Genomic DNA, 20,926 nt, shown 5'->3' with positions numbered 1-20,926 from the left:
GATCAAAGGGATCGGGCCACTCCCGCCGCACCCCTCGGCGACTCAGTGCCGGACCAGGCAGAACGGATGCCCGGCAGGGTCGGCGTACACCCGCCAGCTCCGCTTGCCGTCCCCCTCGTCCAGGACGGTCGCGCCGTGGGCGAGCACCGCTTCCTGGGCCGCGTCCAGGTCCGGGACTCCGAAGTCGAGGTGGGACTGCTGGGGGCGCTCGGAATCCGGCCACGTCGGCGGGCGGTGGTCGGCGACGCCCTGGAAACAGAGGACGAGCCCGCCGGGGGTGTGCAGCGTCGACCAGGCGTCGCCGAGGGACCAGCGGGGATCCGGCCGGTCGATCTCCCCGCCGAGGACGGAACGGTAGAACTCCGCGAGGGCGCGGGGCACGGGACAGTCGATGACGAGGCACTGCAGGTCGGCGATCACGCGCGGAGTCTAAGGCGCGCCCTGCGCCGCCCGCTTGGCCGCGCGGACCTGGGTGCGGACCGCGCCCATGCTCGCCGCGATGACGAGGGCTATGGCGAGGGCGTCGACGACGGACAGCGCCTGGCTGAGGATGAGGAAGCCGGCCGCCGCCGCGATGGCCGGTTCCAGGCTCATCAGGATCGCGAAGGTGGGCGCGGGCAGGCGGCGCAGGGCGAGGAGTTCGAGGGTGTACGGCAGGACGGACGACATCAGCGCGACCCCGAGGCCCAGCAGGACCGTCGACGGCACGAGGAGCTTGTCGCCCGCCTCCGCGATGCCGAGCGGCAGGCTGAGGACGGCGCCGAAGGCCATGGCGAGCGCGAGCCCGTCGGCCTGCGGGAAGCGGCGGCCCGTACGGGCACTGAAGACGATGTACGCGGCCCACATCGCGCCCGCGGCGAGCGCGAAGGCGGCGCCGACGGGGTCGAGGCGGTCGAAGCCGCCGCCGCTGAGCAGGACGACGCCGCCGAGGGCGAGCCCGGCCCAGAGCAGGTTGCCCAGCCGGCGCGAGGCGACCACCGAGAGGATCAGCGGGCCGAGGACCTCCAGGGTCACGGCGGCGCCGAGCGGGATCCGGTCGGCGGCCTGGTAGAAGAGGATGTTCATCCCCGCCATGGCCGTGCCGAAGGCGACGATGGTGCCCCAGTCGGCGCGGCTGTAGCCGCGGACCTTGGGCCGGCAGACGGCCAGCAGGACGACGGCGGCGAGCACGAGCCGCAGGGTGACGACGCCGAGGGCTCCGGCGCGGGGCATGAGGAGGACGGCGACGGCGGAGCCGAACTGTACGGAGAGTCCGCCCGCGACGACGAGGGCGACGGGCCCGAGGTGCCGACCGCCCTTCCCGGACGCGAGCTTCCCGAACGCGAGCTTCCCGGGCGCAGGAACCTGCTGGGGCTCGACCGTCACGGCGACCGCCGGCACATCCTTGACCGGACTGTTCACCGGACCACTCCTCCACTCACATCGCACCACACCGTCAATGGTTCATTGAACTGTACTGCAAGTCCAACACAATGAACTCACCGTATCGTCCCGCCGTAATCCCCTCCCACGCTACGAGCCCCCGCGCGGCACCGGAAATGCCGATTGCGCTGCGGTTATGCTCCGAAGACATGAGCATCGAGCTACGCCACCTCCGCTGCTTCCTCGCCATCGCCGAGGAATCCAGCCTCACCAGGGCGGCCGCCCGGCTCCACCTCACCCAGCCGGCCGTCTCCCGCACGCTCGCCGCGCTCGAAGCCCACCTCGGCGCCCGGCTCGTCGACCGCTCCACCCACCACCTCGCCCTCACCGCCGAAGGCCGCGCCTTCCAGGACAGGGCCGCCGCCGCCCTCGCCGCCTTCGACGCCGCCGTCGACCCGGCCCGCCTCCGCCACCGCCCCCTGCGCCTCGGGCACGCCTGGTCGGCCTTCGGCCCGTACACCACCCCGCTGCTCCGGCGCTGGCAGCGGCAGCACCCCGAGACCCCGCTCGAACTGCTCCGCATCGACGACCGCACGGCCGGACTCGCCCGCGGCGAGGTGGACGCGGCACTGCTCAGGGGCCCGGTCGACGCGCCCGGTCTCGTCACCGAGGAGCTCGCCACGGAGGAACGGGTCGCCGCGCTGCCCGCCGACAACCCGCTCGCCGACCGGCCCAGCCTCACGCTCGGGGACCTGGCCGCCGAGACGATCATCCTCAACACCGTCTCCGGTACGACCACGCTCGCGCTCTGGCCGGCCGGCGGCCGCCCGGCGGCCACCCTGACCGTCGCCAACACCGACGACTGGCTCACCGCGATCGCCGCGGGCCGCGGCACCGGCGTCTCCTCCGCCTCCACGGCCGCGCTCCACCCGCACCCGGGCGTCGCCTACCGCCCGCTGTCCGACGCGCCGCCGCTGCCGGTGGTCCTGGCCTGGCGGGACGCCTTCCCGCACCCGGCGACGGGCGCGCTGGTCGCGATGGCCCGCGAGATCGTCAGCGGGGGCTGAACGCCTCCCACTCCTCGCGGAGGATCCCGTACGTGATCGAGTCCCGCCAGGCACCCCGGACGTGGACGTGCCCCCGGATCCGCCCCTCCTCGACGAAGCCGGAGGCGAGGAGCGTCCGCGCGGAGGCGGTGTTGAGGGGCGCCCGCGCGGCCCACACCCGGTGCAGGCCGAGCTCCCCAAAGGCCAGGGCGAGCAGCAGCCCGACGGTCTCCCGCCCGAACCCGACACCCCACGACTCGGGCCGCAGCGCGAACCCCATGGTCGCCGCGCGCTGCTGATGCGGATCCACCGCGAGCCGCCCGAACCCGACGAGCCCGCCGGTGGCGAGCTCGACGACCCCGAGGGCGTACTCCTCCCGAGGAACGACCCGCGCGGAACCGACCGACCGCTCGACGACCCCCCGAACCTCGTCGAGCGAGCGAGTGGCGAAACTGAGGTGCTCGGTCGCGAGCTCGGAACCGTAGATGTCATGCACGGCGGATACGTCACCGGCCTCCAGCTCACGAAGGACGAGGCGCGCGGCCGGGGGACCGTTGTCGTCGATGCGCATGCTGAAAGGGATCTCCCTGAGTCCTGGGCCTGCCACCGGCGAGGGCACGAAAGGCAGCCGGCAACGGATGGCCGTTTCCGGCGAGCTTCTGGTGGGACCGCCCTCTCTCCGAGAGTCGCACCTTCCACCACCGCGTCAAGGGCGCCTTCGGCGTCGCTACGCGATGGCCTTCGGCCACCCTTGACCCGGCGGCTCCAGGAGCGAATGACCTCTCGGAGGGCGGTCCGGGGGCCGGGGTCGCCGGGGCCCGGGCATCGGCCGGGGTGGAGTGAGCGGGTGACGGGCCGGTGGGTGGGGGCTTGGCTTGCGGCGGGGGCGAGTGGGCACCTTCCGTCGGTTCGGGGTGCGCGATCGTTGAATGGGGCAGCCGGGCAAGGCTTAGCGGCGAACGTCCATCGAGTGGTCGGGATTCAGGCCCCGCTGGTCATTCCCGGATGTGGTGAGAGGCCTTGCGGGCCAGGGTGCGGCGCAGGAGAAACGAGCGCGGGACGGGACAACAGGCTTCAGGTAGCCCGACAGGAGACTCCTGGCGCGAACCTCGGTAATTCGAGCAATCTCTACAGTTCGTCGGCCCGCACCAGCCCCCGATGGGCGAAATGCCCGTCTTGAGACTTCCTCCCGGCTCCTTACTCGTAGTAATGCACGGCTCGCCTGCCCCAACCCACCGGGAATGACCAGCCGGGCCTGAATCCCAGCCGAGGGACGTGCGTTCGCCGCCAAGCCTTGCCCCGCTGCCCCATTCAACGACCGCGCACCCCGGACCGACGGAAGGTGCCCACTCGCCTCGGCCACTAGCCAAGCCCCCACCCACCGGCCCGTCACCCGCTTACGAGGCCTGAGCGATACCCGGACCCGCCGCGACCCCGGCCCCCGGACCGCCCTCCGAGAGTTGTTGCGCAGCTTCCGGCGCCGGGTCAAGGGTGGCCGTAGGCCATCGGCGGAGCCGACCTGCCCTTGACGCGGTGCCGGAAGCTGCGACTCTCGGAAAGAGGGCGGTCCCACCAGAAGCCCGCCCGAAACCCCCGCCCCTAGCGCCCCTCCCCCTGTTCCAGGGCCTCCGCCAGGAGTTCCGCCAGGTGGTGGGCCCTGCGGGGCGTCAGGTCGGCGATCTGGGTGCGGCAGGAGAAGCCGTCCGCCAGGACGGTTGTGGTGTCCGGGGTCGCGCGGAGTGCCGGCAGCAGCTGGTCCTCGGCGCAGGCTACCGAGACCTCGTAGTGGTCCGGTTCGAAGCCGAAGTTGCCCGCCAGGCCGCAGCAGCCGCCCGACAGTTCGCCCGTGAGGCCCGCGCGGGCACGGAGGCGGCGGTCGGGGCCGTCGCCCAGGACCGCGTGCTGGTGGCAGTGGGTCTGGCCGCTGACCGGGCGGTCGATGCGGGGCGGGGTCCAGTCGGGGGCCAGGGTCTCCAGGGCCTCGGCGAAGGTCAGGACGGAGGCCGCGAGGCGGGCGGCCCGCGGGTCGTCCGGCAGGAGTTCGGGCAGGTCCGTGCGGAGCGCCGCCGCGCAGGAGGGTTCGAGGACGACGATCGGGCCGGGGCCGGCCGAGAGGTCCAGCACGTCCAGCGTCCTTCTCATCACCTTGCGCGCCGCCCCCAGCCGGCCCGTCGACACGTACGTCAGGCCGCAGCAGACCCGGCCCGGGGGGAGTGTCACCCCCAGGCCCGCGTCCTCCAGGACGCGTACTGCCGCTCGGCCCACTTCCGGGGCCAGGTGGTTCGTGAAGGTGTCCGGCCACAGGGTCAGGGCCGGCGGGCGGCGCGAGCCGCGCTCGGCGAACCAGGACACGAGCGTCCGGTCCGCCACCCTCGGCATCGACCGCTCCGGCGTCACCCCCGCCAGCCGCGCCGCGAACGGCAGCCGCGTCGCCGCGTTCACGCCCCGCCCGAACAGGTCCAGCCACCGGGGCAGGCCGCCCATCGTCCAGTGGGAGCGCGGTCGCCGCCACCGGCCGGCGACGCCCGCGTAGTGGCGGTCCAGGAACTCCGCCTTGTACGCGGCCATGTCGACGCCCACCGGGCAGTCGCTGCGGCACCCCTTGCAGGACAGGCACAGGTCGAGGGCCTCGCGGACCTCCTCCGACTTCCAGCCGTCGGTGATCACCTCCCCGAGCGCCATCTCGTGCAGCAGCCGCGCCCGCCCCCGCGTGGAGTGCTTCTCCTCCCCCGTCGCCCGGTAGGACGGGCACATGACCGTCGGGCCGGAACTCGGGCCCGAGGCACGGCATTTGGCCACTCCCACGCATCTCGCCGCTTCCCTGCCCACGCCCACCAGCGGCAGCCCCTCGAAGCGCAGCCCGGAGTCCAGCGGCTTCGGGCGGACCAGCATCCCCGGGTTCAGGCCTCCGTCCGGGTCCCACACGTCCTTCACCGCGCCGAAGAGACCGACGAGCTCCTCCCCGTACATCCTCGGCAGCAGTTCCGCCCGCGCCTGCCCGTCACCGTGCTCGCCGGAGAGCGAGCCGCCGTGGGCGACCACGAGGTCCGCCACCGCCTCCGAGAAGCGGCGGAAGTCCCGTACCCCCTTCCCCGTCCACAGGTCGAAGTCGATCCGCACGTGCACGCAGCCGTCCCCGAAGTGCCCGTACGGGATCCCCCGGAGGCCGAAGTCCGCGAGCAGGGCGCGGAATTCGCGCAGGTACGCGCCCAGCCGGGCCGGCGGCACCGCGCAGTCCTCCCACCCCGGCCACGCCTCCCCGCCCCCGGGCAGCCGCGTCGCCGTCCCCGCCGCGTCCTCGCGGATCCGCCACAGCGCCCGCTGCCCGGCCGGGTCCCGGACCAGGGCGGAGTCGAGCGCGTCCGCCGCCCGGACCAGTCCCCGCGCCGGGCCCTCCCCGTCCATCTCCACGAACAGCCACGCCCCGCCCCGGGGCAGCCCCTCGGCCCCGCCCCGGACGAGGTCGGCGGCCATGCCCTCCACGGTCAGCGGGCGGTAGGGCAGGAGCCCGGCCGCCGCGTCCGCCGCCGCGCTCTCGTCCGGGTAGCCCAGGACGACGAGGACCGGGTCGGCCGGCAGCGGGACGAGCCGTACGGTCGCCTCCGTCACCACCCCGAGCGTGCCCTCGCTCCCGCAGAACGAGCGGACCACGTCCACGCCCCGCTCCGGCAGCAGCGCGTCCAGGGCGTAGCCGGAGATCCGGCGCGGGAGGCCGGCCGGGTAGCCGGTCCTCAGCAGGGCCAGGTGGCGGTCGACGAGGTCGAGGAGTCCGGGCGGCGCGCCCTGCCCGTCCCGGCCCAGCGTCAACTCCGCTCCGCGATACGTCACCACTTCGAGCGAGCGCACGTTGTCCGCCGTGGTCCCCCAGGCGACCGAGTGCGCCCCGCACGCGTTGTTGCCGATCATGCCGCCGAGGGTGCAGCGGCTGTGCGTGGACGGGTCGGGGCCGAAGGTCAGCCCGTACGGCCGTGCCGCCTCCCGCAGCCGGTCCAGGACGAGCCCCGGCCGGACGACGGCCGTCCGCTCCTCCGGGTCCAGGGAGACGAGCCCGGCCATGTGCCGTGTGAGGTCGAGCACCACGCCCGTACCGGTGGCCTGGCCGCCGATGGACGTGCCGCCGCCGCGCGCGACGACCGGGGTCGTGCCGTGTGCCCGGCACACCTCAAGGACGGCCGCGACGTCGGCGGCGTCGCGCGGCGCGACCGTACCGACCGGCACGCGGCGGTAGTTGGAGGCGTCCATGGTCGTCAGGGCCCGCGCCGTGACGGAGAAGTCGACGTCTCCGGCGACGGCTGCGCGCAGGTCCGCGGCGAGGGCGGAGGCATGATCGTCGTGTGTTCCCACAAGGCCAGGATGTCTCAGTCCTCGTCTCATCCGGCGGACATCCCGCGACCGGGCCCTTCCCGACCCGATACTCTCCGCCTCGTGGCTGAGATCCAGATTCCCGCTGACATCAAGCCCGCCGACGGCCGTTTCGGCGCGGGCCCCTCCAAGGTGCGTACGGAGGCGCTGGACGCCCTGGCCGCGACCGGCTCCTCTCTCCTCGGCACGTCCCACCGCCAGGCTCCGGTCAAGAACCTGGTCGGCGAAGTGCGTGCCGGCGTCTCCGACCTCTTCTCGCTGCCCGAGGGCTACGAGGTGATCCTGGGCAACGGCGGCTCCACCGCCTTCTGGGACATCGCGACCCACGGTCTGATCGAGAACAAGTCGCAGCACCTCACCTTCGGCGAGTTCTCCTCCAAGTTCGCGAAGGCCGCCAAGCTGGCTCCCTGGCTTGCCGAGCCGACCGTGATCTCCTCCGACCCGGGCACGCACCCGGAGCCGGTGGCCGAGGCGGGCGTCGACGTCTACGCGTACACGCACAACGAGACCTCCACCGGTGTCGCCGCCCCGATCAAGCGGGTCGCCGGTGCCGACGAGGGTGCGCTCGTCCTGGTCGACGCGACCTCGGGCGCGGGCGGTCTGCCCGTCGACATCACCGAGTCGGACGTCTACTACTTCGCCCCGCAGAAGTCCTTCGCCGCCGAGGGCGGCCTGTGGCTCGCGGCCTTCTCGCCGGCCGCTCTGGAGCGCGCCGCCCGGGTCCACGCCTCGGGCCGGCACATCCCGGAGTTCTTCTCGCTGCCGACGGCGATCGACAACTCGCTGAAGAACCAGACGTACAACACTCCGGCGCTGTCGACCCTCTTCCTGCTCAACGAGCAGCTGAAGTGGATCAACGGCCAGGGCGGTCTCGACTGGGCCGTGGCCCGGACGAAGGAGTCCTCGGACGCGCTGTACGGCTGGGCCGAGGAGTCCAAGTACGCGTCGGCGTTCGTGACGGACCCGGCGAAGCGCTCGCAGGTCATCGGCACGATCGACTTCGCGGACGAGGTCGACGCGGCGGCGGTCGCGAAGGTGCTGCGCGCCAACGGGATCGTGGACACCGAGCCGTACCGCAAGCTGGGCCGCAACCAGCTGCGGATCGCGATGTTCCCGGCGGTCGACCCGGCGGACGTGCGGGCGCTCACCGCCTGCATCGACTACGTGATCGAGAAGCTCTGATCTTCTGCACGCAGGAGGGCCCGGTGTCGGACATCGTCCGCGCCGGGCCCTTCGGCGTTCCCGGGCGCGCCGGGCCCTCCGGCGTTCCCGGGGGTCAGCGGCTCCCGCGTCGGTGGTCGCTGGGCGCCATGCCGTACGCGCGACGGAAGGCGCGACTGAAGTCCGCCTGGTGCCGGAAGCCCCAGCGGCTCGCGATCTCGCCGACCCCGCAGTGACCGAGGCGCGGGTCGACGAGGTCCGCCCTGCTGCGTTCGAGGCGGAGCCGCCGGATCGTGGAGCCGACCGTCTCCGGCTCGTCGCGGAAGAGCAGGTGGAGCAGGCGTACGGAGATGTGGTGGTGTGCCGCGATGGCCGCCGGGCCGAGCTCGGGATCGGGCAGGTTGTGGTCGATGAAGGTGCGGATGCGGGCGCGCAGCACCTGCTTCCGGGTCTCGGCGGGCAGCGGGGCGGGGCTGTCGCTCGCGGCGGCGAGGAAGGCGGCGGCCAGGTCGAGGGCGACGCCTCCCAGGCGGCGCAGTTCGGCCGGCCCGCACCGGTCGGCCTGGATGCGGAGCCCGTTCAGGTACGAGGCGAGCAGCGCCCCGGAGCCGGTCCGCGCGGGCAGCGGGGTGCCGAGGAGTCGGTCCGCCCGGTCTTGTGGCAGCGGCAGCTGGGCGCGGGGCAGCCGTAGCAGGCTGACCCGCGAGAGCCGCTGTTCGTCGTGGAACTCGCCGCTCAGGGGGTGGGAGGTGTCGAAGATCGCCATGTCCCCCGCGGTGAGGAGGGAGTTGTTGCGGCACTGCTCGATGCCGATGGGGCTGCCGTGGACGAGGAAGAGGAAGTACTGCTCCGGGTCCGCGCGCCGGATGTGGGCGGCGGCCCGCAGCGCGGACATCGGGGAGAACGCGAGGCAGGAGAGGTCCGTGTCCTCCAGCCGGATCGCCGTGGCGGAGCCCTGGAAGCGGTCGGCGTACGGGCTGGTGATCGACACCGGCATGATGAGGTCGCCGACCATGTGGGCCCACCACTCGTAGCCGTCGCGTGCGCTGACGCTGTCGGTGGAGACCGATGCCTTCACACCCTCACCCCCCAGTGATGTGTACACGTCCATCGTGGGTGTGCGGGTGGACGCCGGAACAGCGGGATGTCGGTCAACTCGCCTGAATCCAGCGGCCCTTTGCGCTCACTGCGACGCAAAACTGCGCCCGATGCCAACGACGCGGACGGAGCACGCGCCGCACAGTGGTGACCCGTCCCGGCACCGTGCGGGGACGAGAAGCAGAGGTGACTCAGTGACGAAGCAGGGGAAGCAGGGGAAGCAGGGGAAGCAGGGGTCCTTACGGGCCGGCGGTTGGGGGAAGGCCGTCGCCGCCCTGGTGGTGGCCCTCCTGGCCCTCGTGGCCACACCCGGCGCCGCCGGGGCCGCCGGGGCCGCCGGGGCCGCGAGCGACGCCGGCACGGGCTTCACCGCGCAGGCCAGAAGCGCCGGGCTGAACGGCGCGGAGGCGAGAAGCCTGCAGAAGCGGGTCGACGGCTACCTGGCGCAGACGGACGGCACCCAGGTCGGCGCCAACAAGATCACCCTGGCGGGCGGCGGCGAGCTGCTGCTCACGCTGCCCGGGGAGAAGCGGGCCCGCGACCTCACCGCCCCGAACGCGGGGCTGGGTGCGCTGGCCGGCTGCCCCTACACGTACGTGTGCGCGTACAAGTACGAGAACTTCACGGGTGACCAGATGAACCTCTTCGACTGCGACACCCTGAACCGCATCGTCTGGACCACGACAGGGTCGTGGATCAACAACCAGCGCTCGACCCTGTACGCCAAGTTCTACGACGCCAACGTCAACCTCGGCTGGACCTCCCCCGGCGGGTACAGCGAGGACCGGCACGCCCCGTGGGGCTGGGTGTGGTGGCTGAGCCCCTGCTGACCGAAGGGTGAGCGGGACCGGCGGGGGCGGCGCGGGAGCCGTCCCCGTCAGGTCTCAGTCCCCCCGCCGCAGCAGGCGCTTGATGCCGAGGACGAGGACGGTGGCCCCCGCGAGGACGAGGAAGCCGGTGGTCGCGTTCCCCTGGCCGCCCTGGGTGTCGCCGGTGGCGGGCGTGCTCGGGGCGGCGGAGGCGCCCGGCGTCTTCGGCTCCTCCGTGGCCGGCCGGTCGGCCGTGTCGCGGTCGACCCGCACCACCTTGCTGTTCACGCCCTCCGAGCCGAACATGAAGGCCGAGCCGTCCGTCGTGTACGTCACCGACTCCGCCTGCCCCTGGAAGGGGGCCCCGACGCCCGTGCCGCCGTCGCCGAGGCGTCCGTCCTTCCAGGCGTACTCCTTCGCGCTGAAGTAGCCGCGCAGGACGAGCCGGCCGCCGTCCGGGGAGAAGGCGCCGTCGGTCACCCACGGCACGTCGTCGACGCGCCGGAAGACGTTCGTCCCGGACGAGGAGAGCCGCTCGGGGCCCGCGTACAGGCCGCCGCCGTCCTGGTTCTTGCTCGCGATGTACACCCGGCCGGTCTTCGGATGGACCATCAGCGCCTCGGCGTTGCGCGGCCCGTCGGCGTACTTCACGACGTACTGCTTCGCCGCCACCTTCTGGTCCTTGAGGGTCTTCGGCTCGGGGAAGCGGTAGATCCAGACGTGGTCCCAGGAGCCGTCGAGGTTGTCGCCGATGTCGCCGACGTAGATGTCGCCGTCCGGGCCGACGGCGATCGCCTCCATGTCGCGGGGCGTGCCGACGCCCTGCATCGTCAGGGTCGCGACGGTCTCGCCCGTACGGGAGTCGATGCCGTAGATCAGGGGCGCGTCCTGGTCGTTGTGCGTCCAGTAGATCCCGGGGTGGGCGCGGCTCGCCGCGAGACCGCTGGACTCGGTGATCCGGGGGTCCGCGATCGTGAAGTCCCGGTCGGGGTCCTGCCCTTCGGCACGGGCATGACCGGCGGGGAGCAGCACCAGGGCCGCCGCCGCGCCGAGGGCGCACAGAGCAGTTCGCATGGCCTCAAGCCTGCCACGGGACGGGGGAAACCCGCTTGACCAGCGGAGGAGCCGCTGTCATGGTCACGCGCATGCCCACTTTCACCGCGCCCGACGGCACGGAACTCGCCTACCACGTCACCGGTTCCTTCCCCGGTTCCGGCGCCCCGCTACTCTGTCTGCCCGGCGGTCCGATGGAGGACTCCGCCTATCTCGGGGACCTGGGCGGGCTCACCGCCTTCCGGCGGGTGATCCGGCTGGACCTGCGGGGCACGGGCGCTTCGGCGGTGCCGGACGACCCGTCCTCGTACCGCTGCGACCGGCTCGTCGGGGACGTCGAGGCGCTGCGGATCGAGCTGGGGCTCGACAGCGTCGACCTCCTCGGGCACTCGGCGGGCGCGAACCTGGCCGCGCTGTACACGACCCGGTACCCGGAGCGGGTCGCGCGGCTGGTCCTCGTGACCCCGGGCACGGCGGCCGTCGGGATCGACACGGCCGGCGAGGAGCGGCTCGCGGCGGCGCGGCTGCGGAGCGCCGAGCCGTGGTTCGGTCCGGCGTACGCGGCGCTTGAGGAGCTGACGGCGGGGCGCGGGTCGGCCGAGACGTTCCAGGCGGTCGCGCCGTTCTTCCACGGGACGTGGGACGAGGCCGCGCGCGAGCGGCACGCGGAGAGCGGCCGGCAGCGGAACGGGCAGGCCGCGGGGGTGTTCGGAAGCGAGGGCGCGTACCAACCGGAGGCGACGCGCGCGGCGTTCGGGGCGTTCGGGCGGCCGGTGCTCGTCGTCGCCGGGGAGGGCGACGCGAACACGCCGGTGCCGACGGCCACGGCGTACGCGGAGCTGTTCCCGAAGGCCACGCTCGCGGTGCTGGCCGGGGGCGGGCACTTCCCGTGGCACGACGACGCGGAGTGGTTCGCGGAGACGGTCGACGGCTTCCTGGGGTAGGCGTACGGGTGGGTGTACGGGTAGGCGTAGGAGTTGGGTGAACGGGGGGCGTACGGGTGGGTGCACGGGTAGGCGTACGGGTGGGTGTACGGGTAGGCGTACGGGGCCGGGGCCGTGTCCCGGATCACGTCGCCGCCCCGGGGAGCGGTCCGCGATGATGTGACCATGCGTTTTCTGTTCGTCGGCGACAGCATGACCATCGGACGCGTCGGCGACTGGACCTGGCGCCACCGGATGTGGCAGCACCTGGAGGCGACGCTCCCGGGCGGGTACGAGATCGTCGGCCCGCGCACCGGGCTCTACGATCCGACGGCGGCCGACGACCCCAACGGCGTCGAGGCCTACGCCGACCCCGCCTTCCCCGCCCCCGCCCGGCGCCATCTGGCGGGCTGGGGCGAGGGCTGGCTGCACATGGCGCCGGTGATCGGCGGGACCGTCACGGCCACGGGGGCGGACGTCCTGCTGATCTCCCTGGGCCTGATCGACCTCGGCTTCTACATGAACAGCGACCAGACCGAGGAGAACGTCCGCGCGTTCGTCGCGGCGGCCCGCGCCGCGAACCCGCGGGTGCGGGCCGTGCTCCTGCCGGTCATCCCGAACGTCCGCGCCGAGTACGACGCACCCTTCGCCGCCGAGTGCGCCCGCTTCAACGAGCTCCTCGCGAAGGCGGTCGCCGACCTGGACACGGCGGCCTCGCCGCTGCTCCTGGCGACGGTCCCGGAGTCGTACGACATCCACGCGGACACCTACGACGGCACCCACCCGGGCGTGACCGGCGAGCACAAGCTGGCCGCCGCCTTCGCGACGGCGATGCACCAGGCGTGGGGCCTGGGCGGCCCGTACGTCCCCTGAGGGGTCACGCCCTCTGAGGGGTCACGTCCCCTGAGGGGTCACGCCGCGCGGGTGAGGCGGTTCGCGAAGGTGGAGAGGGTGTACGTGCCGACGCCGAGGACGACTTCCAGGGCGTTGCGGCGGGTGTAGCCGGCCTTCGCGAAGGCCGCGAGGTCCTCGTCGCTCACCGCGCCGGAGGAGGCGAGCACCCGGAGGGTGAACGTCCGGACGGCGGCGAGGCGTTCGGCGTCGGGGGCCGGGCCGAGGGCGGCCATCTTGGCCTCGTGCATGTCGACGCAGAGGTGGCACTGGTTCCGCTCGGCGACGGTGAGGACGACCGTCTCGCGGGAGTGCGGGTCGAGGGTGGTGGACTCGAAGATCGCGCTGAGCTTGAGGAAGCCGTCGAGGGTCTCCGGGGATTCCTTGAGGAGGGCGACGGCGGCGGCGGTACGGGCGGACATGTCGTTCGTTGCGGACAAGGCGGTTCCCCCGGACTAGAATGGACAACATGGTTGACCATGTCGCTGGAGAAAACGTAAACCAGGTTGTCGATACTGGCAAGGGGGTACCGGCCGACGGCCCGGGATTCGAGCTACCCCTGCTCCTCTTCGGCGGCTTCCGCACCCTCATCGACCGGCTCCACGCCCGCCTCGCCACCGAGGGCCACCCCGACATGCGTCCCGCCCACGGCTTCGCCATGCAGGCCATCGGCGTCGACGGCGCCACCGCGAGCGACATCGGCCGCCGCCTCGGCGTCTCCAAGCAGGCCGCGGGCAAGACCGTCGACCGGCTGCTCACCGTCGGCTACGCGGAACGCGCCGACGACCCCGCCGACGCCCGCCGCAAACTCGTCCGGCTCACCCCCCGCGGGTACGACGCCCTCGCCCGCTCCGCCGCGATCTTCGACGAACTGCGGGCGGAGTGGGCCGCGACCCTGGGCGCGGACCGCGTCCGGGACATGGAAGCGGCCCTGCGGAACGTCGTCCCCGCGGAGACGGCGTTCCGCCTGGACGCCACCAGCTGGCTCGGAGCGCCCTAGGGCCTGTCGTCAAATGTCACGCCCACATCAGGAGTGATGCGAGGGTGACGGCTGCTTCGTAGGACTGGGCGGTTTTGTCGTAGCGGGTGGCGATGCCTCGCCACTGCTTGAGGCGGTTGAAGCAGCGTTCCACGACGTTGCGGTGCTTGTAGAGCTCGCGGTCGAAGGCCGGCGGGCGGCCACCGCGGCTGCCTCGCCGGGCCCGGTTGCCGGGCCTGGTCGGCCCGCTCGGGAATCGTGTGCGGTATGCCGCGGCGGCGGAGCCAGGCGCGGATCGCCTTCGAGCTGTAGCCCTTGTCGCCCAGGACGTGATCGGGCCGGGTGCGGGGTCGTCCCGGTCCGATCCGGGGCACCCGGATCGCTTCCATCACGGCGGTGAACCGGGTGCAGTCGTTGGTGTTGCCGCCCGTGACGACGAAGCCGAGCGGACGGCCCCGCCCGTCGCAGGCCAGGTGAATCTTGCTGGTCAGACCGCCTCTGGACCGGCCGACGGCCGGGTCGCGGAGCCCCCTTTTCGGGCCCCGGCCGCATGCTGGTGGGCCCGGACGACCGTGGAGTCGACCGACACCAGCCACTCGATGTCGCCCGCCGCGTCCGCCTTTGCCTGCGCGGCCCGCAGCATCCGGTCGAACGTCCCGTCCGACGCCCACCTGCGAAAACGGGTGTGCAGCGTGGCCCACGGCCCGTATCGCTCGGGCACGTCCCGCCAGGCCGTCCCGGTTCGGAACTTCCACACGATCCCGTTCAGGACCCTGCGGTCATCCAGCCGCTTCCGCCCCCGCAACGACGCGGGCAGCAACGGCCGAACGAACTCCCACTCAGCATCGGACAGCTCATGACGACGTATCACGACACCATGATCCACCAGCGATGATCATTTTGAAGACACCGCCTAGGAGGGCATCACCAGGCGAAGGCCTCCGGCGACGGGCCCGGGCCCGGGAAGATCTCGTCCAGGGCGGACAGGACCTCCTCGCTCAGCTCCACCTCCAGGGCGCGCAGCGCGCTCGTCAGCTGCTCCGGCGTGCGCGGGCCGACGATCGGGCCCGTCACGCCCGGGCGGGTGAGCAGCCACGCGAGGGCCGTCTCGCCCGGCTCCAGGCCGTGCTTGTCGAGCAGGTCCTCGTAGGCCTGGAGCTGCGCGCGGGACGTCGGGTCGGCGAGGGTGGCGGCCGCGCGGCCCTCCGTACGCCGCTTGCCCTCGGCCTCCTTCTTCAGGACGCCGCCGAGCAGGCCACCGTGGAGCGGCGACCAGGGGATGACCCCGAGGCCGTACTCCTGCGCGGCCGGGATGACCTCCATCTCGGCGCGCCGCTCGAAGAGGTTGTAGAGGCACTGCTCGCTGACGAGCCCGACCGAGCCGCGGCGGGCGGCGGCCTCGTTGGCCTGGGCGATCTTGTAGCCGGGGAAGTTCGAGGAGCCGGCGTACAGCACCTTGCCCTGCTGGATCAGGACGTCGACCGCCTGCCAGATCTCCTCGAAGGGAGTCGAGCGGTCGATGTGGTGGAACTGGTAGACGTCGATGTAGTCGGTGCCGAGCCGCTTGAGGCTGGCCTCCACCGCGCGGCGGATGTTCAGCGCCGAGAGCTTGTCGTGGTTGGGCCAGGCGTCGCCGTCGGCGGCCATGTTCCCGTACACCTTGGTGGCGAGGACGGTCCTGTCGCGGCGGCCGTCGCCCTTGGCGAACCAGGAGCCGATGATCGACTCCGTCCGCCCCTTGTTCTCCGCCCAGCCGTACACATTGGCGGTGTCGAAGAAGTTGAGCCCCGCGTCCAGCGCGGCGTCCATGATGGCGTGACTGGTGACTTCGTCCGTCTGCGGGCCGAAGTTCATCGTGCCGAGGACGAGTCGGCTGACCTTGAGTCCGGTGCGTCCGAGCTGCGTGTACTCCATGGGGGTCAAGCCAACTGCTTCGAGTCCGCTCGAAGCAAGGAGATTCCCATGGAGCGAACGCGGCGAACGGTGCCGCCCGGGCTCGCCGAGGCGCTTACTGTCCGGTCAGCGACGCCACCGCGATGATCGCGAACATCAGTACGAGCGCGCCGGCCATGATTCGGTTACGGGTCTTCGGGTCCACGCATCGAGGTTAACCCGACCGCCCCTCCCGCCCCTCAAGGGGCCAGCCGTCGAGCTGCTCGTACCGGGGCTGCTCGCCCCGCACCCCGCTCACCGGCAGGTTCGAGCGGACGAGCGCCAGCTCGGCCACCTGCCAGCGGCCGCCCTCGAAGGCATGGAGCTCGTCGAGGTACGGATGCAGGTCGACCGCGTCCGTCCGCGCGCGGGCCAGCGTCAGATGGGCCTGGTAGCGGCGGTGCTCGTCCATCGCGACCCCGGCCCGGCGGGCGGCGGCGTCGGACCGCTCGGCGAGCAGCCGCAGCTCGTCCAGGTCCCCGGCGACCCCCGTCCACAGGGCGCGGCGGCCGAAGTGACCGCCGCCGTGGAGGCGCAGCGGGAACGGCGAGGTGCGGTGCGCGGCCCGGGCGAGCCGGACGCGCAGCTCGGGCAGCAGCTCCTCGTCGACCTCACCCATGAAGGCGAGCGTGAGGTGCCAGCCGGGCCGCGAGGTCCAGCGCAGCCCGTCGGCCCCGGGCAGCCGGTGCAGCCGGTCCGTGACGTGTCCGAGCTCGGCCAGCTGCTCCGCGGGCGGCAGGACGGCGGCGAAAAGCCTCATGGGAAGAGTCTGGCAGGCCGGGCGACCAGGGCCTGTCCGGCCGGGCCCGTCCGGCGGATCAGGCCCTACCCTCTGGGGGATGAAGATCCGAAAGGGCGGGGTGGAGGACCTCCCCGCGATACTCGCAGTGCTGGACAGTGCCGTGGTGTGGCTCAACGGCAAGGGAATCACCGCCCAGTGGGGCACGGAACCGTTCTCGGCCCGCCCCGCGGCGGTGAAGCAGGTCGAGGGCACGATGGCCGAGGGCGATCCGTGGATCGTCGAGATCGACGGCGTACCGGCGGGCACGATGACGCTGACGCCGCACCCGGGCAAGCACGTGCCGCCGGCGGACGAGCCGGAGGTGTACGTCCGCCTGCTCGCGACCGACGCGCGCTTCCACGGGCACGGGGTCGGGGCGGCGCTCCTCGCCCACGCGGAGGAGGAGACGCGGCGGCAGGGGGTGTCGCTGCTGCGGGTGGACTGCTTCGCGGGCAGCGAGGGCCGGCTCGTCGCGTACTACGAGGGCCAGGGCTTCACCCGGACCGAACCGTTCGCGGTGGGCGAGTGGCAGGGCCAGGTGCTGGAGCGCCGGGTCTGAGCCGCTGACGGCGACGGCGGGAGGGGTCGGGGCCGTAGCGGGGGAGGGGGTGTCCGGACGTAAGAGCGTCGTGAACCCGCGCGAAGCGCGGTGAGACGCAGTCCGGACACCCCCTCCCCCGCAGAGGCCCAGGCGCAGGCCCCGGACCCCACACGCCCAGGCCGCCGCCCGCCCGAGGGCTAGGCGGCCGTCACCAGACGCTCCCGCGCCACGAACCGCACCTGCGGGTGCCCGTGGCGCCAGCCCAGGGCGACCTTCAGGCCGCCGACCTTCGCCAGGACCAGGCCGATGACGCCCGCCGCGAGCAGCGAGATCACGCCGCCCGTCGCGAAGCCGACGCGGGCGCCGTACGTGTCGGTGACCCAGCCGAGGAGCGGGGCCCCGATCGGGGTGCCGCCGGCGAAGACCATCATGTAGAGGCTCATCACGCGGCCCCGCATGGCCGGGTCGGTCGCCATCTGCACGGCCGAGTTCGCGGTGATGTTGACCGTGAGGCCGATCATGCCGATCGGCACGAGCAGCAGCGCGAACAGCCAGAACGCCGGCGACAGGGCCGCCGCGATCTCCAGGACGCCGAAGACCGCCGCCGCGACGACCAGCATCCGCAGCCGGGTCGATCCGCGACGGGCCGCGGCGAGGGCGCCCACGAGGGAGCCGGCCGCCATCAGGGTGTTGAGGAAGCCGTACGTACCGGCGCCGACGTGGAAGACCTCCTCCGAGAAGGCCGTCAGCCAGATCGGGAAGTTGAACCCGAAGGTGCCGATGAAGCCCACGAGGACGATCGGCCAGATCAGGTCCGGCCGCCCGGCCACGTACCGCAGGCCCTCCCTCAGCTGGCCCTTTCCGCGCGGGGCGCGCTCCACCTTGTGGAGCTCACTCGTCCGCATGAGCAGGAGGCTCACGAGCGGGGCGGCGAAGGAGAGGCCGTTGAGGAGGAACGCCCAGCCGCTGCCGACTCCGGCGATGAGGACACCGGCGACGGCGGGGCCGACGAGCCGCGCGGACTGGAAGTTCGCCGAGTTCAGGGAGACGGCGTTACGGAGCTGGTCGGGGCCGACCATCTCGGCGACGTACGCCTGCCGGGCCGGGTTGTCGACGACCGTCACCATGCCGAGGAGGAAGGCGATCAGGTAGACGTGCCAGACCTGGATGGAGCCGGAGAGGGTGAGGACGGCGAGCGCGAGGCCGCACAGTCCGAGGGCGGCCTGACTGAAGAGGAGCAGGCGCCGCTTCGGGTAGCGGTCGGCTATGACACCGCCGTACAGGCCGAAGAGCAGCATCGGCAGGAACTGCAGGGCTGTGGTGATGCCGACGGCGGCGGCCGAGCCGGTGAGGCTCAGGACCAGCCAGTCCTGGGTGATGCGGGCCATCCACGTACCGGTGTTGGAGACGATGGCTCCGGTGAAGAACAGCCGGTAGTTGCGGATTTTGAGCGAGGAGAAGGTTTCCCCCCGCCCACGGGTCTTGAGGGTGGGTTGATGGACGGGTGCGGAGTCTGCTCCGGGTCCCGTACTCAAAGTGCGTTCGCCTCCTTGGCGCGTCGATCAGAGGTGAGCGAGCTTCTCCAGGACCGGGGCGGCTGCGCGAAGCTTGGCCCATTCGTCCTCGTCCAGTCCCTCGGCGAGGATGGCCAGCCAGGCGTTCCGCTTGCGGCGGGACTCTTCGAGCATGGCTTCGGCCTGCTCGGTCTGGCGGACCACCTTCTGCCGGCGGTCGTCGGGGTGCGGCTCCAGCCGGACCAGTCCCTTGGCTTCGAGCAGCGCGACGATGCGGGTCATCGACGGCGGCTGGACGTGCTCCTTGCGGGCCAGCTCACCGGGGGTGGCGGAGCCGCAGAGCTTCAGAGTGCCGAGCACCGACATCTCGGTGGGGCTCAGCGACTCGTCGACGCGCTGGTGCTTGAGGCGTCGGCTCAGTCGCATGACGGAGGAGCGGAGCGCGTTCACGGCCGCGGCGTCTTCGGCGGTGCCGTGGGACAGGTCAGGCATGTTCGTTAGCCTAACTCATTACTCTTCCTAAATACCAACCGGGACGCGCCGACGTCGCGTGGATCACACTGCGGGTCACGCGGCGGGCACACGGCGGGTCACACGGGAGGGGGACACCCCTCTACCAGCAGGTCACGCTTCGGTATCCATGCATCACCCAAACGAGTGAGTCAGATCCGGAAAGTGACGCAAAGGGGCACCGGATGCCCCGACCCTGAACGGCATGGGATCGACAGTGCTCAGCCTGCGCATCGACGGTGAGCTGCTCGACCGGCTCAAGAGTCACGCCGCGAAAAGAGGAATGAGCGTCCAGGACTATGTCGTCCGGACGCTCATTCGCGAGGATTTCGACGAGCGGTTCAAGACCGCCGTCGACGAGACGGAGAGGTTCTACGGGGAGGCGTCAGCCGGAACCGGAACCGGCGTCGGAGCCGAAGTCGGAACCGGCGTCGGAGCCGCAGCCGCGGCCGGGCCTTCGCCCGAGCCGTCGCCCGACGGTCACGTGAGGCCGAGCGCCGGCATCGCGTAGTAGAAGACGAAGACCGCCGACACGACGTACATGGCCACCGGGACCTCACGGCCCCGGCCGGCCGCCAGGCGCAGCACGCTGAACGCGATGAAGCCGATGCCGATGCCGTTCGTGATCGAGTACGTGAACGGCATCATCAGCATCGCCAGGAACGCCGGCACCGCGATGGTGTAGTCGCTCCAGTCGATGTCCTTGATCGAACCGGCCAGGATGAGGAAGCCGACCGCGAGCAGCGCGGGCGTGGCCGCCTGCGACGGGACCATCGTCGCCAGCGGCGTGAGGAACAGCGCGACCGCGAAGAGACCGCCGGTGACGACCGAGGCGAGGCCCGTGCGCGCGCCCTCGCCGACACCCGCCGTGGACTCCACGAAGCAGGTGTTGGCCGAGGCGGAGGTGCCGCCGCCGGCCGCGACCGCCAGGCCGTCGACGAGCAGGACCTTGTTGATGCCGGGGAAGTTGCCGTCCTTGTCCATCAGCTTGGCCTCGTCGCCGACGCCGAGGATCGTGCCCATCGCATCGAAGAAGCAGGACAGCAGCACGGTGAAGACGAAGAGGATGCCGGTCAGCAGACCGACCTTCGAGAAGCCACCGAAGAGGCTGACCTCGCCGACCAGGCCGAAGTCGGGCGAGGCCACCGGGTTGCCCGGCCACTCCGGGGTGGTCAGACCCCAGGACGGGACGGTCGCGACCGCGTTGATCACCATCGCCACGATCGTCATGACGACGATCGAGATGAGGATGGCGCCCGGCACCTTGCGGATGATCAGCGCGAGGGTGAGCAGGGTGCCCAGGACGAAGACGAGCACCGGCCAGCCGGTGAGGTGCCCGTCGCCGCCGAGCTGGAGCGGGACGGTGGTGTGCGCGGCGTCGGGGATGCGGGAGACGAAGCCCGAGTCGACGAGGCCGATGAGCATGATGAAGAGGCCGATGCCGATCGCGATGCCCTTGCGCAGGCCGACCGGGACGGCGTTCATGACGCGCTCGCGCAGACCGGTCGCGACGAGCAGCATCACGACGACGCCGGCGAGGACGACCATGCCCATGGCGTCCGGCCAGGACATCTTGGGCGCGAGCTGGAGCGCGACGACCGTGTTGACGCCGAGGCCGGCGGCGAGGGCGATCGGGACGTTGCCGATGACACCCATGAGGAGCGTCGAGAAGGCCGCGGTGAGGACGGTCGCGGTGACGAGCTGGCCGCTGTCGAGCTGGTGCCCGTACATGTCCTTGGCGCTGCCGAGGATGATCGGGTTCAGCACGATGATGTAGGCCATCGCGAAGAACGTGGCGAAACCGCCCCGGACCTCGCGGGCGACGGTCGAGCCGCGCTGGGAGATCCGGAAGTAGCGGTCGAGGCCCGAGCGCGGCTCCGGAGAGTGCGCAGGCTCGGGGGACGTGGCCTTGGCGGTGGCCGTGGTGCTCATGGGGGTTCCTCTTCGGAAGAAGTCCTTTTTGG

General features: G+C 72.2%; 21 protein-coding genes and 1 pseudogene. 8 read left to right on the top strand and 14 right to left on the bottom strand.

The annotated features are described in order from the left end of the window. Positions 1-42: 42 nt before the first annotated feature. Together ACZ6K0_RS01490 and ACZ6K0_RS01485 are read right to left on the bottom strand one after the other, a co-directional pair. Positions 43-420 carry a VOC family protein gene (locus ACZ6K0_RS01490; RefSeq protein ID WP_469229136.1) on the bottom strand — a complete coding sequence of 126 codons (378 nt, stop codon included), beginning with the start codon at positions 418-420 and terminating at the stop codon, positions 43-45. Between the two features lie 9 nt (positions 421-429). Continuing rightward, a complete protein-coding gene (locus ACZ6K0_RS01485) occupies positions 430-1,365 on the bottom strand; it encodes an EamA family transporter (protein ID WP_376396174.1) in 936 nt (311 codons plus the stop codon). 206 nt (positions 1,366-1,571) lie between these two features. Here ACZ6K0_RS01485 and ACZ6K0_RS01480 point away from each other — a divergent pair, with 206 nt between their 5' ends. After that, complete coding sequence (locus ACZ6K0_RS01480; RefSeq protein ID WP_376396043.1) at positions 1,572-2,429, top strand: LysR family transcriptional regulator; 858 nt, start codon at positions 1,572-1,574, stop codon at positions 2,427-2,429. Here ACZ6K0_RS01480 and ACZ6K0_RS01475 read toward each other — a convergent pair. Together ACZ6K0_RS01475 and ACZ6K0_RS01470 are read right to left on the bottom strand one after the other, a co-directional pair. Next, positions 2,416-2,979, bottom strand: a complete 564-nt coding sequence (locus tag ACZ6K0_RS01475; protein WP_469229134.1) for a GNAT family N-acetyltransferase — start codon at positions 2,977-2,979, stop codon at positions 2,416-2,418. The two genes, ACZ6K0_RS01480 and ACZ6K0_RS01475, sit on opposite strands and share 14 nt — an antisense overlap. Positions 2,980-4,007: 1,028 nt before the next feature. Next, positions 4,008-6,782, bottom strand: coding sequence for an FAD-binding and (Fe-S)-binding domain-containing protein (locus ACZ6K0_RS01470; protein ID WP_469229132.1), 2,775 nt, complete (start codon positions 6,780-6,782; stop codon positions 4,008-4,010). 51 nt (positions 6,783-6,833) lie between these two features. Here ACZ6K0_RS01470 and serC point away from each other — a divergent pair, with 51 nt between their 5' ends. Next, entirely contained in the window at positions 6,834-7,952 is a 1,119-nt protein-coding gene (gene serC, locus ACZ6K0_RS01465; protein ID WP_376396035.1) for a phosphoserine transaminase, read from the top strand. A gap of 94 nt (positions 7,953-8,046) precedes the next feature. Here the strand turns inward: serC and ACZ6K0_RS01460 are convergent, their stop codons facing one another. Continuing rightward, complete coding sequence (locus ACZ6K0_RS01460; RefSeq protein WP_469229130.1) at positions 8,047-9,009, bottom strand: AraC-like ligand-binding domain-containing protein; 963 nt, start codon at positions 9,007-9,009, stop codon at positions 8,047-8,049. Between the two features lie 214 nt (positions 9,010-9,223). Between ACZ6K0_RS01460 and ACZ6K0_RS01455 the strand changes: the two genes are divergently transcribed. Next, positions 9,224-9,859: a peptidase inhibitor family I36 protein gene (locus tag ACZ6K0_RS01455; protein WP_469229128.1), complete on the top strand. Its 636-nt coding sequence runs from the start codon at positions 9,224-9,226 to the stop codon at positions 9,857-9,859. A gap of 54 nt (positions 9,860-9,913) precedes the next feature. On the opposite strand, the gene ACZ6K0_RS01450 is transcribed toward ACZ6K0_RS01455, so the two are convergent. Continuing rightward, the gene (locus tag ACZ6K0_RS01450) at positions 9,914-10,912 is read right to left on the bottom strand and encodes an SdiA-regulated/phytase-like domain-containing protein (protein ID WP_376396026.1); all 999 of its coding nucleotides are present in this window, start codon (positions 10,910-10,912) and stop codon (positions 9,914-9,916) included. A gap of 71 nt (positions 10,913-10,983) precedes the next feature. On the opposite strand from ACZ6K0_RS01450, the gene ACZ6K0_RS01445 reads away from it, so the two are divergent. Next, the gene (locus tag ACZ6K0_RS01445; protein WP_376396024.1) at positions 10,984-11,835 is read left to right on the top strand and encodes an alpha/beta fold hydrolase; all 852 of its coding nucleotides are present in this window, start codon (positions 10,984-10,986) and stop codon (positions 11,833-11,835) included. A gap of 165 nt (positions 11,836-12,000) precedes the next feature. Further along, positions 12,001-12,687 carry a GDSL-type esterase/lipase family protein gene (locus tag ACZ6K0_RS01440; RefSeq protein ID WP_469229125.1) on the top strand — a complete coding sequence of 229 codons (687 nt, stop codon included), beginning with the start codon at positions 12,001-12,003 and terminating at the stop codon, positions 12,685-12,687. 38 nt (positions 12,688-12,725) lie between these two features. On the opposite strand, the gene ACZ6K0_RS01435 is transcribed toward ACZ6K0_RS01440, so the two are convergent. Next, the gene (locus tag ACZ6K0_RS01435; RefSeq protein ID WP_376396014.1) at positions 12,726-13,145 is read right to left on the bottom strand and encodes a carboxymuconolactone decarboxylase family protein; all 420 of its coding nucleotides are present in this window, start codon (positions 13,143-13,145) and stop codon (positions 12,726-12,728) included. A gap of 29 nt (positions 13,146-13,174) precedes the next feature. Here ACZ6K0_RS01435 and ACZ6K0_RS01430 point away from each other — a divergent pair, with 29 nt between their 5' ends. Beyond that, on the top strand, positions 13,175-13,705 hold the full coding sequence (locus ACZ6K0_RS01430; RefSeq protein ID WP_376396011.1) for a MarR family winged helix-turn-helix transcriptional regulator: 531 nt from the start codon (positions 13,175-13,177) through the stop codon (positions 13,703-13,705). A 16-nt stretch (positions 13,706-13,721) separates the two neighbouring features. On the opposite strand, the pseudogene ACZ6K0_RS01425 reads toward ACZ6K0_RS01430, so the two are convergent. From ACZ6K0_RS01425 to thpR, 4 genes and pseudogenes are all read right to left on the bottom strand, one after another. Next, a pseudogene (locus ACZ6K0_RS01425) lies at positions 13,722-14,280 on the bottom strand (IS5 family transposase). Continuing rightward, positions 14,172-14,555 (bottom strand): IS5 family transposase, encoded by a 384-nt coding sequence (locus ACZ6K0_RS01420; RefSeq protein ID WP_469229123.1) that lies wholly within the window; start codon positions 14,553-14,555, stop codon positions 14,172-14,174. The pseudogene ACZ6K0_RS01425 and the gene ACZ6K0_RS01420 overlap by 109 nt, the downstream one beginning before the upstream one ends. 53 nt (positions 14,556-14,608) lie before the next feature. After that, positions 14,609-15,598, bottom strand: a complete 990-nt coding sequence (locus ACZ6K0_RS01415) for an aldo/keto reductase (RefSeq protein WP_376396008.1) — start codon at positions 15,596-15,598, stop codon at positions 14,609-14,611. Between the two features lie 193 nt (positions 15,599-15,791). Beyond that, on the bottom strand, positions 15,792-16,376 hold the full coding sequence (thpR, locus tag ACZ6K0_RS01410; RefSeq protein ID WP_376396005.1) for an RNA 2',3'-cyclic phosphodiesterase: 585 nt from the start codon (positions 16,374-16,376) through the stop codon (positions 15,792-15,794). Positions 16,377-16,455: 79 nt separating this feature from the next. Here thpR and ACZ6K0_RS01405 point away from each other — a divergent pair, with 79 nt between their 5' ends. Continuing rightward, complete coding sequence (locus ACZ6K0_RS01405) at positions 16,456-16,956, top strand: GNAT family N-acetyltransferase (RefSeq protein WP_469229120.1); 501 nt, start codon at positions 16,456-16,458, stop codon at positions 16,954-16,956. Between the two features lie 179 nt (positions 16,957-17,135). Here the strand turns inward: ACZ6K0_RS01405 and ACZ6K0_RS01400 are convergent, their stop codons facing one another. Both ACZ6K0_RS01400 and ACZ6K0_RS01395 read right to left on the bottom strand, forming a co-directional pair. Next, positions 17,136-18,473 (bottom strand): MFS transporter, encoded by a 1,338-nt coding sequence (locus ACZ6K0_RS01400; protein WP_376395999.1) that lies wholly within the window; start codon positions 18,471-18,473, stop codon positions 17,136-17,138. Between the two features lie 27 nt (positions 18,474-18,500). Then, positions 18,501-18,944, bottom strand: a complete 444-nt coding sequence (locus tag ACZ6K0_RS01395; protein WP_376395996.1) for a MarR family winged helix-turn-helix transcriptional regulator — start codon at positions 18,942-18,944, stop codon at positions 18,501-18,503. A 223-nt stretch (positions 18,945-19,167) separates the two neighbouring features. On the opposite strand from ACZ6K0_RS01395, the gene ACZ6K0_RS01390 reads away from it, so the two are divergent. Beyond that, positions 19,168-19,473, top strand: coding sequence for a hypothetical protein (locus tag ACZ6K0_RS01390; protein WP_469229117.1), 306 nt, complete (start codon positions 19,168-19,170; stop codon positions 19,471-19,473). On the opposite strand, the gene ACZ6K0_RS01385 is transcribed toward ACZ6K0_RS01390, so the two are convergent. Then, a complete protein-coding gene (locus ACZ6K0_RS01385; protein WP_376395990.1) occupies positions 19,443-20,894 on the bottom strand; it encodes an NCS2 family permease in 1,452 nt (483 codons plus the stop codon). The two genes, ACZ6K0_RS01390 and ACZ6K0_RS01385, sit on opposite strands and share 31 nt — an antisense overlap. Between the last annotated feature and the right edge of the window lie 32 nt (positions 20,895-20,926).

Source organism: Streptomyces sp. NPDC042346, from assembly GCF_055581845.1.
This window is presented reverse-complemented; position numbering and strand designations above follow the sequence as displayed.